Annotated in this window: 14 protein-coding genes; 8 read left to right on the forward strand and 6 right to left on the reverse strand. The window is 32.9% G+C overall.

All coding sequences use genetic code 11. From position 1 onward, the window contains the following. Positions 1–46: 46 nt before the first annotated feature. The 4 genes from metG to ACFIN0_RS03310 all read left to right on the forward strand — a co-directional run bounded on the left by metG (position 47) and on the right by ACFIN0_RS03310 (position 3,658). A complete protein-coding gene (metG, locus tag ACFIN0_RS03295; RefSeq protein ID WP_375701914.1) occupies positions 47–1,606 on the forward strand; it encodes a methionine--tRNA ligase in 1,560 nt (519 codons plus the stop codon). After that, positions 1,596–2,369 carry a TatD family hydrolase gene (locus ACFIN0_RS03300; protein WP_375606873.1) on the forward strand — a complete coding sequence of 258 codons (774 nt, stop codon included), beginning with the start codon at positions 1,596–1,598 and terminating at the stop codon, positions 2,367–2,369. Before metG ends, ACFIN0_RS03300 begins: the two co-directional genes overlap by 11 nt. Positions 2,370–2,379: 10 nt before the next feature. Then, positions 2,380–3,189 carry an MBL fold metallo-hydrolase gene (locus tag ACFIN0_RS03305; protein WP_375615179.1) on the forward strand — a complete coding sequence of 270 codons (810 nt, stop codon included), beginning with the start codon at positions 2,380–2,382 and terminating at the stop codon, positions 3,187–3,189. A gap of 109 nt (positions 3,190–3,298) precedes the next feature. Further along, positions 3,299–3,658 carry a hypothetical protein gene (locus ACFIN0_RS03310; protein WP_375606871.1) on the forward strand — a complete coding sequence of 120 codons (360 nt, stop codon included), beginning with the start codon at positions 3,299–3,301 and terminating at the stop codon, positions 3,656–3,658. Between the two features lie 322 nt (positions 3,659–3,980). On the opposite strand, the gene ACFIN0_RS03315 is transcribed toward ACFIN0_RS03310, so the two are convergent. Genes ACFIN0_RS03315 through pcsA form a run of 3 tightly spaced genes read right to left on the reverse strand, consistent with a single transcriptional unit; the run spans position 3,981 to position 6,276 of the window. Then, entirely contained in the window at positions 3,981–4,394 is a 414-nt protein-coding gene (locus ACFIN0_RS03315; RefSeq protein WP_375606870.1) for a DUF6163 family protein, read from the reverse strand. Next, on the reverse strand, positions 4,391–5,437 hold the full coding sequence (locus ACFIN0_RS03320) for an enoyl-CoA hydratase/isomerase family protein (protein WP_375701915.1): 1,047 nt from the start codon (positions 5,435–5,437) through the stop codon (positions 4,391–4,393). Before ACFIN0_RS03320 ends, ACFIN0_RS03315 begins: the two co-directional genes overlap by 4 nt. Before the next feature lie 26 nt (positions 5,438–5,463). Next, on the reverse strand, positions 5,464–6,276 hold the full coding sequence (gene pcsA / locus ACFIN0_RS03325; RefSeq protein WP_375701916.1) for a phosphatidylcholine synthase: 813 nt from the start codon (positions 6,274–6,276) through the stop codon (positions 5,464–5,466). Positions 6,277–6,461: 185 nt separating this feature from the next. Between pcsA and ACFIN0_RS03330 the strand changes: the two genes are divergently transcribed. The 4 genes from ACFIN0_RS03330 to ACFIN0_RS03345 all read left to right on the forward strand — a co-directional run bounded on the left by ACFIN0_RS03330 (position 6,462) and on the right by ACFIN0_RS03345 (position 9,773). After that, positions 6,462–7,688: a UbiH/UbiF family hydroxylase gene (locus tag ACFIN0_RS03330; RefSeq protein ID WP_375610362.1), complete on the forward strand. Its 1,227-nt coding sequence runs from the start codon at positions 6,462–6,464 to the stop codon at positions 7,686–7,688. A 460-nt stretch (positions 7,689–8,148) separates the two neighbouring features. After that, a complete protein-coding gene (locus tag ACFIN0_RS03335) occupies positions 8,149–8,493 on the forward strand; it encodes a hypothetical protein (protein WP_375606866.1) in 345 nt (114 codons plus the stop codon). Further along, complete coding sequence (locus tag ACFIN0_RS03340) at positions 8,471–8,827, forward strand: hypothetical protein (protein ID WP_375606865.1); 357 nt, start codon at positions 8,471–8,473, stop codon at positions 8,825–8,827. Before ACFIN0_RS03335 ends, ACFIN0_RS03340 begins: the two co-directional genes overlap by 23 nt. 418 nt (positions 8,828–9,245) lie before the next feature. Next, positions 9,246–9,773: a superoxide dismutase family protein gene (locus tag ACFIN0_RS03345; RefSeq protein WP_375701917.1), complete on the forward strand. Its 528-nt coding sequence runs from the start codon at positions 9,246–9,248 to the stop codon at positions 9,771–9,773. Positions 9,774–10,321: 548 nt separating this feature from the next. On the opposite strand, the gene ACFIN0_RS03350 is transcribed toward ACFIN0_RS03345, so the two are convergent. From ACFIN0_RS03350 to ACFIN0_RS03360, 3 genes are all read right to left on the reverse strand, one after another. After that, positions 10,322–10,792, reverse strand: a complete 471-nt coding sequence (locus tag ACFIN0_RS03350; RefSeq protein WP_375701918.1) for a hypothetical protein — start codon at positions 10,790–10,792, stop codon at positions 10,322–10,324. A gap of 209 nt (positions 10,793–11,001) precedes the next feature. Then, the gene (locus ACFIN0_RS03355; protein ID WP_375608367.1) at positions 11,002–11,259 is read right to left on the reverse strand and encodes a hypothetical protein; all 258 of its coding nucleotides are present in this window, start codon (positions 11,257–11,259) and stop codon (positions 11,002–11,004) included. A 426-nt stretch (positions 11,260–11,685) separates the two neighbouring features. Next, complete coding sequence (locus ACFIN0_RS03360) at positions 11,686–14,436, reverse strand: DEAD/DEAH box helicase (protein ID WP_375701919.1); 2,751 nt, start codon at positions 14,434–14,436, stop codon at positions 11,686–11,688. Between the last annotated feature and the right edge of the window lie 148 nt (positions 14,437–14,584).

Genomic DNA, 14,584 nt, shown 5'->3' on the forward strand with positions numbered 1-14,584 from the left:
TATGTCATAATATCTTCTATTTATAGCGTTTTACAACGAGTATGACATGCGTGACACATATTACATAACAACTCCCATTTTTTATCCTAATGGTGCTCCACATATTGGACATGCTTATAGTGCCATTGCAAGCGATGTTTTAGCCCGCTTTCAACGGTTAAACGGGAAAAATGTATTTTTTCTTTCTGGTACAGATGAGCATGGTCTCAAGATGCAACAAACCGCAGCTGCATTAGGCATGACACCTCAGCAACTTGCAGATCGTAATAGTGCGGTATTTCAAAAAATGCTTGCAGTATTAAATTGTTCCAATGATGATTTTATCCGTACGACAGAAGAACGCCATTATCAAGCGTGTCAAGAAATTTGGAAAAAGATGGAAGCAAATGGTGATATTTATCTCGGCCGTTATACGGGGTGGTATTCGGTTCGCCAAGAAGCCTATTATGAAGAGAAAGATACGGAAGTTGGACAAGACAATATCCGTCGCGAGAAGGAATTAGGTTCTCCAGTTGAATGGAATGAAGAAGAAAGTTATTTTTTTAGGCTTTCTCGTTATGAAAAGGCTCTTCTTGAATATTATGAAAAACATCCTGATTTTATTGCTCCACTTGAGCGGCGAAATGAAATTATAAGTTTTATCAAATCGGGTTTAAAAGATATCTCTATTTCACGCACAAGTTTTAATTGGGGCGTTGCTGTTCCTGATAATCCAAAGCACGTAATGTATGTTTGGGTTGATGCACTTACAAATTATCTATCAGCAATTGGTTTTTTCAATGAAAATTCAACAAAACGTGATTTTTGGCCTGCAAATACGCATATTATTGGTAAGGATATTATTCGTTTCCATGCAGTCTATTGGCCAGCATTTTTAATGTCTGCTGGAATTGATTTACCTAAGAATATTTTTGCACATGGTTTTTTACTTAATCGTGGTGCAAAAATGTCAAAATCTATTGGAAATGTCGTTGATCCTTTTGAAATGGTTGATCATTACGGTCTTGATCAGGTCCGTTATTTTCTTCTCCGTGAAGTGCCATTTGGACAAGATGGTAGTTATAGCCATGAGAGTTTAGTGAACCGTATTAATGCTGATCTTGCTAATGATCTTGGTAATTTGGCACAGCGCTCTTTATCTATGATTGCCAAAAATTGTAATGCACAAGTCCCAAAACCAACTTCATTCTTAGTTCAAGATAAACAGCTTTTAGAACAATCTCTTCAGGTGCTGGAAACTGTACATCAAGCAATGTCTTCTCATAGTATGCATTTAGCCCTTTCAGCTATTTTTTCAATTGTAGCAGATGCCAATCGCTATTTTGCCAACGAACAACCTTGGAGTTTACGTAAAAATGATCGAGATCGGTTTTCTACAGTTCTTTATATAACTGTAGAAATCTTGCGGCGAATAGGAATAATGCTTTTGCCTTTCATACCTCAATCAGCAGCAAAAATTCTTGATAGCCTTGCGATTGCTGAAGATGATCGGTTGTTGTATCATATAAGCCATGCGAAAATTCAAGAAGGACTTGATCTTCCACCACCAGAACCAATTTTTCCTCGTTATATCTTGAAGAAAGAAGATACTCATCATGTTGATTGATACACATTGTCATCTTGATTTTGAAGATTTTTCACAAGATTTGGATAATGTTATCCAACGGGCTTTAGATGCTAACGTTAAACGTATGATAACAATTTCAACCCATGTTCATAAGTTAGATAAGCTGTTAGCTATTGCGCAAAGCTATGATCAAGTCTTTTGTTCCGTTGGAACACACCCCAATCATGCGCATGAAGAACAAAATATTACAGCGGAAGAGCTTATACAGCTCTCGAATCATCCTAAAATTGTTGCGTTTGGAGAAGGGGGGCTTGATTATCATTATGATTACTCTACACCAGAAGAACAAAAGAAAGTTTTTCAAGAACATATCATCGCTTCTAGAGAAACACAGATTCCTCTTGTTATCCATTCACGCAATGCCGATATCGATATGGAAAAAATATTGCGCAAACAGATAAAAGAAGGAGCTTTTCCCTTTATCCTTCACTGTTATTCATCTGGAATGCAACTTGCTCGTGCTGGAATTGAGCTTGGTGGTTATATTTCTTTTTCAGGTATTCTTACTTTTAAAAACGCTCTTGAAATCCGTGAAATAGCAAAAATTGTGCCCCATGAACATTTGTTGGTGGAAACAGATGCACCATTTTTAGCACCCACCCCTCATCGGGGGAAAACAAATGAACCATCTTTTGTATGCTATACAGCAGCTGTTTTGGCTGAAACAATTGGCTTAAGCATTGAAGAAACAGCTCAAATAACAACCCGTAATGCTTTTCGTTTATTTAGCAAAATGAAATAAGGCAAAAGCTATGTGTGATCAATACCGATTTACAATATTAGGGTGTGGTCCTTCTCCAGGAGTGCCAAGACCTAATGGTGATTGGGGAATATGTGATCCGAACAATCCTAAAAATAAACGCTACAGAAGTTCTTTATTAGTTGAACGCATTAAACCATCAGGAAAAAAAACAACAATCGTTATTGATACGGGGCCGGATTTTCGCTCACAAATGATTGAAGCGCATGTGAACCATCTTGATGCTGCTCTTTACACGCATTCTCATGCAGATCATATCCACGGTATTGATGATTTACGCAGCTATGCACTTGCACAAAAATGTTTAATAGATATCTATGCTGACAGATTTACACTAGAACATCTCAAAAATGCTTTCGGATATTGTTTTCAAACACCAAAAGATTCATCTTATTCTCCTATTTTAAAAGAGCATCTTATCAATGAAGATAGCCAATTTATTATTCAAGGGGAGGGTGGAGCAATAAGCGTTAATACGCATTTACAACACCATGGAAATATTCATTCTTTAGGTTTCCGTATCGGAAATGTTGCCTATTGTACAGATGTTAGTGAGTTTCCTGAAAAAACATTATCAAAATTAATGGGTTTGGATGTTCTCATCATTGAAGCCCTTCAATTTAAATCTCACCCAAGTCATTTTTCTGTTGATCAAGCATTACAATGGATAAAATATTTAAAGCCAAAACAAGCAATACTCACACATATGGATAGATCGCTGGATTATAATGCAGTCGTAAATTACGTTCCATCCTCTGTAAAACCTGCGTATCAGGGCCTTACTTTCGAAACAACTGCATAAGTTTATTCATACAATATTTTACGTTAAATAAAATTTTTTGAAGATTATCCTTTATTTTGTTTTATTTTTGACATAAATGTCACTTTTTTATGTTTAAAATGAGGTTTTTATGTATAAGAATTTTAAGCGGGGTGTATGTATTGCCGTTTTAGCAGTTTCCTTAACAGCATGTGGGGGGCGTTTAGAAAAAAATATTGCAACGACAACATTACATGATGGATCAATGAGTTGCACCGATATTCAACGGGAGTTTTTTGCTAATAAACGACAGATTAATGATACAATTAGAGAGCGTTCTACAGCAAGAAATAAAAATGTAGCTTTAGCAGCGGCAGGTGTTGTATTTTTACCTGCTCTGTTTTTTATGGATCCTAAATCCAGTGAAAGCAATGAAATTTCGGCTTTAAATAATCGTAATGCTGTTTTAAGTGATCTTGCACGTATGAAACGTTGTAAAATAGTACAGTAATTTTTCTTATTTATTATATGTAATTTTATTATCACTATTTTTGGTCTTTAAGGAATATACTTTAAAGACCAAATTTTATTTTAAAAGTAAATTGTATGATATAAATATGATGATGTTTTAAAGTAGGGTTTTCTTTTGGGATAAAGGATTTATCTTCTGTATCATGTTATCGCATAATATATATTATGGAACTTTTTAGAAAGGGCGTATTTTAATATATAAGAATAGAAGTTTGATAATTGAGGTGAATATCTTTTACTTATTACTTAAAAAACTTTTTGATGACTTTTTAAGATTGAAAAATCTTTTTCGAAAATTTTAATCATAATGGTTTTTTATTTTTTACTCTTTTTAAAAAAATCATCATAATTTGTAAGATAATAAAAGCTAAAAATAATATTCCATGAAACAATGGTACAAAAGGCTGATAAATAAAATCGGAATAATATATTGCTATTGTTTCAATCAATGCGGCAACACACCATAAAATAATGCCCCATAGTGAATACATCCAAAGACCAATTAAAGCAATAGGATAGAGAATAGCCAATATAGCTGATGCAAATTGCCACTGCCAAGGCATAAGGTCAAAACGCCATAAAACACCTGGAAAGACCCCCACAAGGCGTATCCAATAAAAAATACCTAGAACTAAGCAAATAAGTGCCAAAAACCGTAAGTAACAGTTATAGATTAAATTGATTTTTGAAATCTGTTTGTGTGAATTATTTTTCACAATAATAACTCTTGTTCAACAGGTTGGAAGTAAGAATCTACCATTTCATCTGTCACATTTGAAAGTTTATCTGGCTGCCATTGAGGTCTTTTATCCTTATCGATTAACATAGCACGTATACCTTCATAAAAATCATGTGAATGAATCATATGATGCGCTATGCGGTTTTCAATTTTCATACAGTCTTCCAACGTTTGAGATGAATTTTGTTTCATTTGTTTCCAAATAACTTTTAAACTTGTCGGAGAACGTGACTGCAAAATATCATAACATTCTTTAGCAAATAAAACATCTTCATTGCTTTTTTTATGTAGCAACTCAAGACATTCTTCTAAGCTGTGGGCACTAAAACAACTGTTAATAATACAACGTATCTCATGACTCGTTTCATAATCTTTTGTAATTGCTCGCTGGTTTAAAGCTAAAGTGGGATCTCCTTGCTCAATAACAGCTTTTCTAACCCTATCGAATTCAATTTCAGAAACGGCATGTGTTGCTAATCCTAAATTTAAGCAATCTCCCCACTTTATGCGTGCGCCCGTTAATGCAAGATAAATGCCAAAATGATTGGGAAGAGATGGTAAGAAAAAACTTGCACCTACATCTGGGAAAAACCCAATCGCACCTTCTGGCATAGCAAAAACTGTATTTTCTGTAACAATTCGATGCGAACCATAGAGAGAAATACCTACCCCTCCCCCCATCCAAATACCGTTTAAGAAAGAAATGTAGGGTTTTGAAAAATGTTTGATATAAGCATTTAAGCTATATTCATCCCTAAAGTATTGACAAGCAGAGGCACTTTTCCCCATATGATGGATTTCCACAACATCTCCACCAGCACAAAAAGCACGACCCTCCCCTTCAATTAAGACACAAGAAACATCGTCATCTGTTTCCCATGTTCTGAGAGCTTTTCTTAAAGCTGAAACCATTCGTTGATTAAGAGCGTTTAATGCTGAAGGACGCGTGAGCTTTATAATACCAGCACATCCTTCTTTCGTAAAAGAAATATCATCACCTGCTCCAAAGTCAATTTGCATCTTACACCCTTTTAAAAACAACTATTTCATTGTTTTTTTATATTCCCCTCCCCAAGTTGAGGAAATATTTGCATGATTGCACCAATACAATATATATAAATTCCTGTCACCGAAATTCCTATTTTAACCCAATACGGAGCCTCTAGTTGATAAAAGAAGGCAGAAACACCAAAAACACACCATAAGAGAAAAATGGGAAAATTAACTCTACGTAAACGAAGGACTCTTACTGGATGAATAAAATAAATTGGTAAAAAAGATATAATCGCCGATAAAACAATAATGATAAAAGTAATCCACTCTCCTGGCCTGACGACAAAAAGCGTAAAAATCATCATATTCCAAACAACAGGAAATCCTTTAAAAAAGTTTTCTTTGGTTTTCATACTAGTATCTGCATAATAAATAGCAGATGAAATAACAATGATTGCACTCAATGAAAATGATAACCCTACCCCCATAAAACCACTTTGATAGAGTGCAAAGGCAGGAATTAAGACATAAGTCACGTAATCAATAATATTATCTAACAGCTCTCCAGACCATGTTGGAAGAACGTATTTAACATCAAGTTTGCGTGCAATTGGTCCATCTATACCATCAACGAGAAGGGCAAGCCCAAGCCAACAGAACATAGCTGTCCATTCTTTTTGAGAGGCTGATATAAGAGAAAGAAACGCTAAAAATGATCCCGAAGCTGTTAGTAAATGAACGGAAAAGGCCTTTGCTTGTGGCATTGTTACTTTTTTATGGCGTAATAATTTAGCATTTGTTTTGATTTTCTTTGTTAGTTTACGTTTCAAGGTTTTCTTATCCTCGTTTTTAAAGTCTTCAATCATCTATCAATACGCCATTTTTTACCGATGATATAACTCAACATTTTAAAAAATCATAAAAAGGTTACTTTTTTATATCGCATAATTTATTACATACTATAATAATAGAAGAGCTTCATATAATAAAAAGAGAGTGATCATTTGGAAATGTTAAAATATTTTCTCAATGGAGAAAGGTTCAAACAGTTGTGATCTTTGAAAAAAACGAGCATAAAGATATTGCTGTTATTGGTGCAGGTCCTGTCGGAATGTTAGCTGCGCTGAGTCTTGCACATGAGGGGCTTTCTGTTTTTCTTGTTGGGCCCCCTGCTCATACAGATGAGTTACGAACAACTGCTCTTATGATGCCTGCAATACGCATGCTTCAAAAACTCAATATTTGGGATAATCTTCAAAAACATGCAGCTGCTTTATCGTCCATGAGAATTATAGATATAACTTCTAGAATTGTGCATGCTCCTACGGTACATTTTTCTTCTGCTGAAATTGGTGAAAAAGCTTTTGGCTATAATATACCTAATGTAAAATTAAACAGTGCTTTAGTCGATGCTGTTACACATACGCCTAATATTACAAGATTTGTTTCTGCAGCCAAATCTGTTCATCATACAAAAAACCATGTATGTATTACTCTTGCTGATTGTAGAGTCATTCAAACACCACTTGTTGTTGCAGCCGATGGGCGTCACTCTCTTACACGTGCCGCAGCAGGGATAAGTGTCAAACAGTGGAATTATCCACAAAAAGCACTTGTTCTCAACTTTTCTCATGAGTTTTCTCATCAAAATACATCAACTGAATTTCATACAGAACACGGTCCATTTACACAGGTTCCACTACCAGGACGAAGATCTAGTCTTGTATGGGTTGTTCATCCTTCCCTTGCTGAAGAATTATTGAATATAGAACCAAAAACAATTGCAAAAATGATCGAAAACAAAATGCAATCAATGCTTGGAAAGCTAAGCTTAGAAACATCAATTCAAGCATGGCCGCTTTTCGGACTTCTTTCTCATCATTTTGCTGCTAACCGAACAATTTTAGTCGGTGAAGCCGCTCATGTTTTCCCCCCTATTGGAGCACAGGGATTGAATTTAGGATTGCGTGATGTCCAAACTTTAATTGATATTTTACCCAATAAAATATCCAACTCTAACACTGAAATGATTGTTGCACATTATAACAAATGCCGCAAACCAGATATATTAATCCGAAGTGGAGCTGTTCATACACTGAACTCTGCTCTACTTTCTCATATGTTGCCTGTTCATATCATACGAAGCATTGGGCTTGGTTTGTTACATAGTTTCCCGCCATTACGTAATTTATTTATGCGCGAAGGAATGTATCCCGGTTATGGATTCAAGGAAATTATGCAAATATTTCCAACAAAATCATCTAAACAACTCTACTAAGCAATAATGTATAATAACGTAAAATAAAAAATAATAAATTGCATTTTTAATCATATCTATTACTGATGTAAAAATATATTTTTGTTCTTTCTAAGAATTAACAAATTATATTAAAATAATTAATTATATTTATTTAATTTATTTGTAATAATAATATGTATAATTAATATAACTATACATCTATTTTTTATTAAATAATTATTATATATATTAGTATATTGATATGAAATAAGAGAAAACTGAATTATATACTACAAATTAAATAATAAATATATCTTGCTAAATCATAGCTGTTAAATTTAGAACTATAAAGAAAATGAAAAATAAAAAACAGTTTTATTTAATCAATATATTTTCAAAACTTTTTATTGTTAATTATAATATTAAAAATAAAATCATCTTTGGAACCTGTTAGTAACACAGAGGTTAATGAAGTGTTGTTTCAACAAATGGTAATAAGATGACACTAAATAATTTTTTGAAATTAAGTACTTTTTTTATAATGATTGCATGTGTCTCGTTGATAGTCACGACTTCAATAAGTGAAGTTTTCCACCTTCCTTATTGTCAAGCCTTTACCTATAGCTCTACTCAAAAGGTCACTAAAATAGGTCAGAACTCATTTACTGCTTCACAAGTTAAAAATTGTCTTATGCAAAATGGTTTTGAGAATATTAAACGATTACGCTTAGATGACAATGGTATCTGGCGTGCTTTGGTAAAATTTAAAAAGTCCCATTTTTTCGTATCCGTTGACTATTCAGGAACAGTTAGCATTCAAAATGAGAGAAAAGAATATGATTGATTTTAAAATTTACAGCAACGTTTCTTTTTACAGCCGTAAGAAAAAAAAATTAAAAAAGTGCCGCCATTCTATTAAAGAATTTGCTTTTATTGGCGGTTTAAATGGTAGCCTATCAGGAGCTATCGCGGCAACTCTTGCAACTTATGGTTATATTGCTCTTCCAGGATTTGGTCCAATTATTGCAATGGGTATAAGAGTAGCACTTTCTTCCGGAATAATAATAGGAGCACTGATAGGATCAGGAATGGGAGGGAGTGTCGGTATATGCTGTATTTTATGGGAAATTTATACGAATCATAATAATTCTTTCTCTTATAAATTTCATAATAAATAGAAACTCCTCGTCATTTTTTCTATGAAAAACAATTAAATCATCAACAAATTATATGTTATTTTTTTTGATGAAACGATCATCATATTATAAATGAAATAATAGCTAATTTACTAGAATTCCTTATTTAATTTCTCATTATATCTCAAAAAGTAGATTTTTTAAAAGCATCTCTTGAAGAAATGTAAGTGAGATATAATTATTCATTCCATAAAGCTGTATTTTTTATAGATCAAAAATTAAAAATTATGTTCAGAAATATATAAACATATTTTAATTTATTTGCTCTTTATAAGAACTAATATTTCTATGTAAATTATTTTTCTTAAAGTTCAATTTAAGACACTTATATAAGATATAATTAGTATAGATTATTATTTATAGATAATAATCTATTTAAAAATAAGTATAAAGGTATTTTATGAAAAAAATATTATTATCATTATTGTTTTTTATGGCATTTTTAATTCATAAAAATTCTGCATTAGCACTATCAAAACAAATAAATATTTATAAATTAGAAAATAACAATTCCAAAAAGGCTATTGGTAGCATTAAAATTGAAGAAAACATACACGGTTTGATTTTTATCCCTAATTTATCTACTTTATCAGAAGGGATTCATGGTTTTCATGTACATGTAAATCCTTCATGTGATACAAAAGATGACATAATAGGTGGAAGCGCGGGTGGACATTATGATCCAGAGCATACTGGGAAACACTTAGGACCCTATAATGTCAATGGTCATCTTGGTGATTTACCGGCACTTTATGTTGATAAGCAAGGAAATGCCGTAATGAGCGTTCTTGCTCCACGATTAAAAACAATCTCTGAAATTAAAGGGCGCTCTTTAGTCATTCATTTAGGGGCTGATAATCAATCAGATAAACCATTACCGCTTGGCGGAGGTGGAGCACGTTTAGCGTGCGGTATTATTGAAAAATAAAGAGAGTATTGTGGCAGACTGAGACAGTACACACTCCCTTTACCATAAGGTGTGAGAGAAATTTATTTTTTAAATCTATTTCAAGAAATTGAGTAAACTGTGTGAATATTTTATAAAATTAATGTTTTTTTGAATGTTTACTTCGGATAACAAAAAGCTTAATAATCATCAAAACGAACAGTAATGGACATTAAAGAAATAGTAGTGTAAATTCTCCGTAAGAAGACTTCAATATGAGGAAGTAATATTTTCCATGCTTGATGTAAACAAAGCAAAAAAGTCGAATTTCACCCTCTATAATAGCAAGTTTATAATAAATTATAATTATTAAGTCTAGTATCTAATGGAATCACGCTCAATGCACAAAATAGAACAGGCCTAAAACAGAATTTTTACTCTTCCCCTATTCAACCCTACTCATGAGGTACGTGAGAAAAATTTTAATTGATACAATATCAATATAATCAGTCAAATAAAATAGTTAGAGTAATTTTTTGTCACTCTGAACAAAAGAGCTTTTAAACAATAAAACCTTTTTTAAATACCCCTCATGGGTCCATATGATCCCAATCCAATGGACGCATTTCACCAGTTTGATAAAATTGACGAATGAGTTTAATATAATCAAGAAAGTCTTTATTTTCTACCACTAATCTATTAGCAGTATCCCAATCAATATCACTACGTTCTTTCGCTGGAATTATGATCTCACTCTCGGAAGAATTTTCTTTATCAAGTCTTATAAATCCAATTCCATGCAAACTTGAAAGCATCCGAAGCTCTTTTAATGTATCAACTCCTTCAATTTCACTCGCAACTAAATAACTCAAATTAGCCCATGAAGAATTGCTAACTGTTTGAAAAAATGCTTTCCGTAAATTTGAACGATTAATGAGAATTTTAACTTCAAAAGACCAAAGCTTTGTCTTTTTATCAAATATTGCAAAACACAGTCTTTGATTTCGCGATTCCATTCCCTGCTTAAACCTTGTATCCCTACGAGATCTGGATAAAGCCATTTATTGCCGCCCACACCATGTTTATTACGAGAACATTTCTCATTAATGCGTTTGCTGTAAACAGCAAGCTCTGTCCATAAAAATTTAGATAATAACGGATAAAGATCATGCTCTTTAACAGAGCCATCTTCTGGCCTATAATCTACATTGTCCTCTGCTGCATCAATTTCAGCGCTATCTGTTTGTTTAGTAAAATAATACTGCCGCGGTCATCCTTCAGTGGTTTTAATTTCTGGATAACGCTTTTGTAATTGAGAGCGCAGAGACCCTATTTCAGCAACAATTTGCTGAATAAGAGCTGCATCACTATGAAGGGGAGAGATTATTGCCGTTGAACGCTTTTGTTTTTGGCGGCATTTTTCTGGATAATTCTCAAATATCCATTGAGCAATTTCTCGAGCTGTAAATTTTTTTGTCGGGTTTTTCTTTAAAAAATTAAAAACAGTGTTTGTTAAATTCAAAGTCATATGTAAAGTAGCCTACTTTTATCTTCTGGATATTCCATTATATTCAGATATTTCAAAAGAGAACACAACAAACTGTCTATTTTTTTTGAAAAAAGCTGTCTATAAAATTAAAATATTTTTTCTGAATTTGTGGCTACAAATTCAAGGTTTTGTTTCATATAAAGAAAGTAAGCTTCTATTTTTATCAAAAATCATAAATGGGCTGAAAATCCCCATAAAAAAGCATAATATTGTATAATTTCCCTATAAATTTTTCCTTTTACTTTAAGTTAGTTAGAAAAAAATAATAATTTCATGATTTAAGAATTAGCTCATATTCTTAAATTAATGGTGCAACAGGGAACAAAATTAAAAATAATATTCAAACATTTGATTATTTCTCGCATCGACCAGTTAAAAAACTTATGTTTTTTTTAAAACAAAAAGTTACGTGCTCTCAAGTATAGATTCTGAAATGGTAAATTCTGCACACAAACCTTCAAAACTACTATTTGCTTTAATAGCATCATGGGGAATAAGAACATAATACCATTTTTTACCACCGTAAGTAGCTGCATAATGCGTTGCATGACAACACCATTGAACTGCAGCTTGTTTCTTTTTTAAAACAATAGCGTTTTGTATTTCAGAAGCTTTTTTAGGTTCACAAAGATATTTGGCATCCTTCGTTTCTACAACAAAATCTGGTTCATAGGCTGATCCTTTATCATATTCTATCTTGAAAAAACCTCGAGCGGGTTTCATCCATTTCAATACTTTTGCATCGTCTTCTAATATTTGAGCAAATCGTAATTCCCCTTCTACTGAGTCAAACTTTTGCAAAGGATAACAACATTTCCTAAAGCCGCTGAATATAAGTTTCTTAATGTCTCTTTTAATGGCAGGAATATTACGAAAATCAATAGGAGATGTTCCTTGCGGCAAAACATAATGGATAGGTGTTAAAGTTGTAAAACCTCGTGTAACTTTAATCTCATAATCTTTTTGTGTTTCCCATTGATGTTTTCTTAATTGCGCAACAATAAAAGTATTAATCTTATGCTGATAGTGAATTAATACGTTCTCAACAGCTATATCATTGGGTAAATAAGATTGGAAATGCTCTACCATCTGACAAGCCAATTTTCGTAATAATGGCGTATGGCTATCATAATCGATAAAATCATTATCAATAAAACCACGAATGATGTAATTTTCAAGATGAGGTTCTTTAATATATTTATCTTTAGAAGTGAGAAAAATGCTTTGATGGGTACGCAATTCTCGAATTAAAAGTTCTTTACTAACAGGTTGCAAATTTAAACTTTCTAGATTCTCCAAATCAAAATCAGAAAAACCATAAGTAACCTCACGCGAAGGAATGAGTACAATATTAGGAATATCTATGATCAGTTCTGGTAATTGTTTTGTCAGAATTGTAACCACTTTTGACACAAGAGACTTTTGTGCTAGCGGTATAATACTCATAATTTTATTATTCATTTTTTCTTGTATCGGTGCAGAACAAAGCATTTGAGAACTTGGTAAATTATCATTCTCTTTAATAATATCCCATGCGATAGCAGCAATTTCTTGTTCTTCAGAGGTTAATGTGGGTGAATCTGTATTACGTAACATGATACCGTGTAAATCAGATGTTCCATTTATATCGGAATGACGTGTTACTATCGTTTTTATAAATAAAGCTTCTGCTTGACTTGGAACTGCCACTATATCCGATTTTTCAGAGGATATATCACCCCCTGTTCCAATCTCAATATGCTTTTTTATAATTGAATTCGGATCGTTCGCACGATCAATAATATCTTGAAAACGATCATGCGCAATGATTGTTAAACGATCAATAGATTCTATGCCTGTTCTATGCCCATAAGGCAAACGCAATCCACGCCCAATTGTTTGTTCTGTTAAAATTTCTGAAGCCGATGCACGCAACGGTACGATAGTATAAAGATTGCTAACATCCCATCCCTCCTTTAATTTATTAACGTGAATAACAATTTCTGTTGGCTCATGAGGATTCTCAATCACAATGAGTTTTTGAATATTTTGATCTTCCTCTATATTTGACTGTTTTGTATGAATCTCTATAACTTTTCCCTTATAAGCTCCTGCAAAAAAATCATCTGATTCCAATAAATCACGCAATTTCTGTGCATGATTTGTATCTTGAGCGACAACTAAAATAAAAGGCTTAACAAATTTTTTGTTATAATCTTTGGCATAGGCAATTAAATCTGCTTTCACGTTTTCATGGGCATGAATTGCATCTTGTAATTTAATATGTTCTAATTGTTCAGATGTATAATTTTGAGGATGAAAGTCTTTACGTGTAGCAACAGCAGGCTCTTTTACAAAACCATCTCTCATAGCCTCTGCAAGTGAATAACTGTAAACAACATTTTTAAAATCTACAGGTTTTGCACCTATTGTTTTCGGTGTCGCTGTAAGTTCTATTCCTAAAACAGGTTTTAACTCATTAATTGCTGCTGCACCAGCAGACGCTCGATAACGATGCGCTTCATCCATTAACAAAACTAAATCAGGAAGATTTACGAGATAATCAAAATAACTTTCACCAATCGTTTCTTGTAAGCGTTTAATTCGCGGAATACTAGATTTTAGTGTGCCTTTTTTATTATCCGTTGTATTAATTTTAGAAATATTAAAAATATTGATAAAGGCCGTATCCCGATTTTCAAACAAACGTTTTTGTCCGTAATAGTGGTGTTCATCAGCGCGAATACCTTTACCACTTTCATAATCTTCACCTGTAATAATAATGGGTCTATTTGCAATGAATTCACTTATTCCACTGAAAACATACTTCGGACTTTGAGGACTAAAATCCTGTTTTAATTTTTCATAAATAGTCAAGTTTGGCGCTAAAACAAAAAAATGTCGGCTACGACCTGTTAAATAAAGATAGCTAATAAAAGCTCCCATAAGTCGCGTTTTTCCAACTCCCGTTGCTAAGGCAAAACAAAAAGAGGGAAAGCTTCGTTCAAAATCTTGTACAGAAGGATAGAGACTTTTTATTATTTCTAATTTCGAAACTAAATCAGCATTTTTAGAAAGCTCTATATTTTCTAAAATTTTCACCAAAATATTTAATGATTCACGTTGAGGATCACGCAACGATAAGCGAGCTGAAATCCTTTTTTCAACACTGTTCATAAAAAACTCCGCTTTTTATATATTATTCAAATAGATCTAATTCTTGTTGCGAAATATCTTTATCTTTGTCGCTTTCTTTTACCACAATCATTGGTTCAAGATTGGCTACATTTAAACTATAATCATCCCTTCCCCATTCGCATTTTTC

Source organism: Bartonella sp. AA89HNZF (assembly GCF_042196905.1).
Lineage (GTDB): Bacteria > Pseudomonadota > Alphaproteobacteria > Rhizobiales > Rhizobiaceae > Bartonella.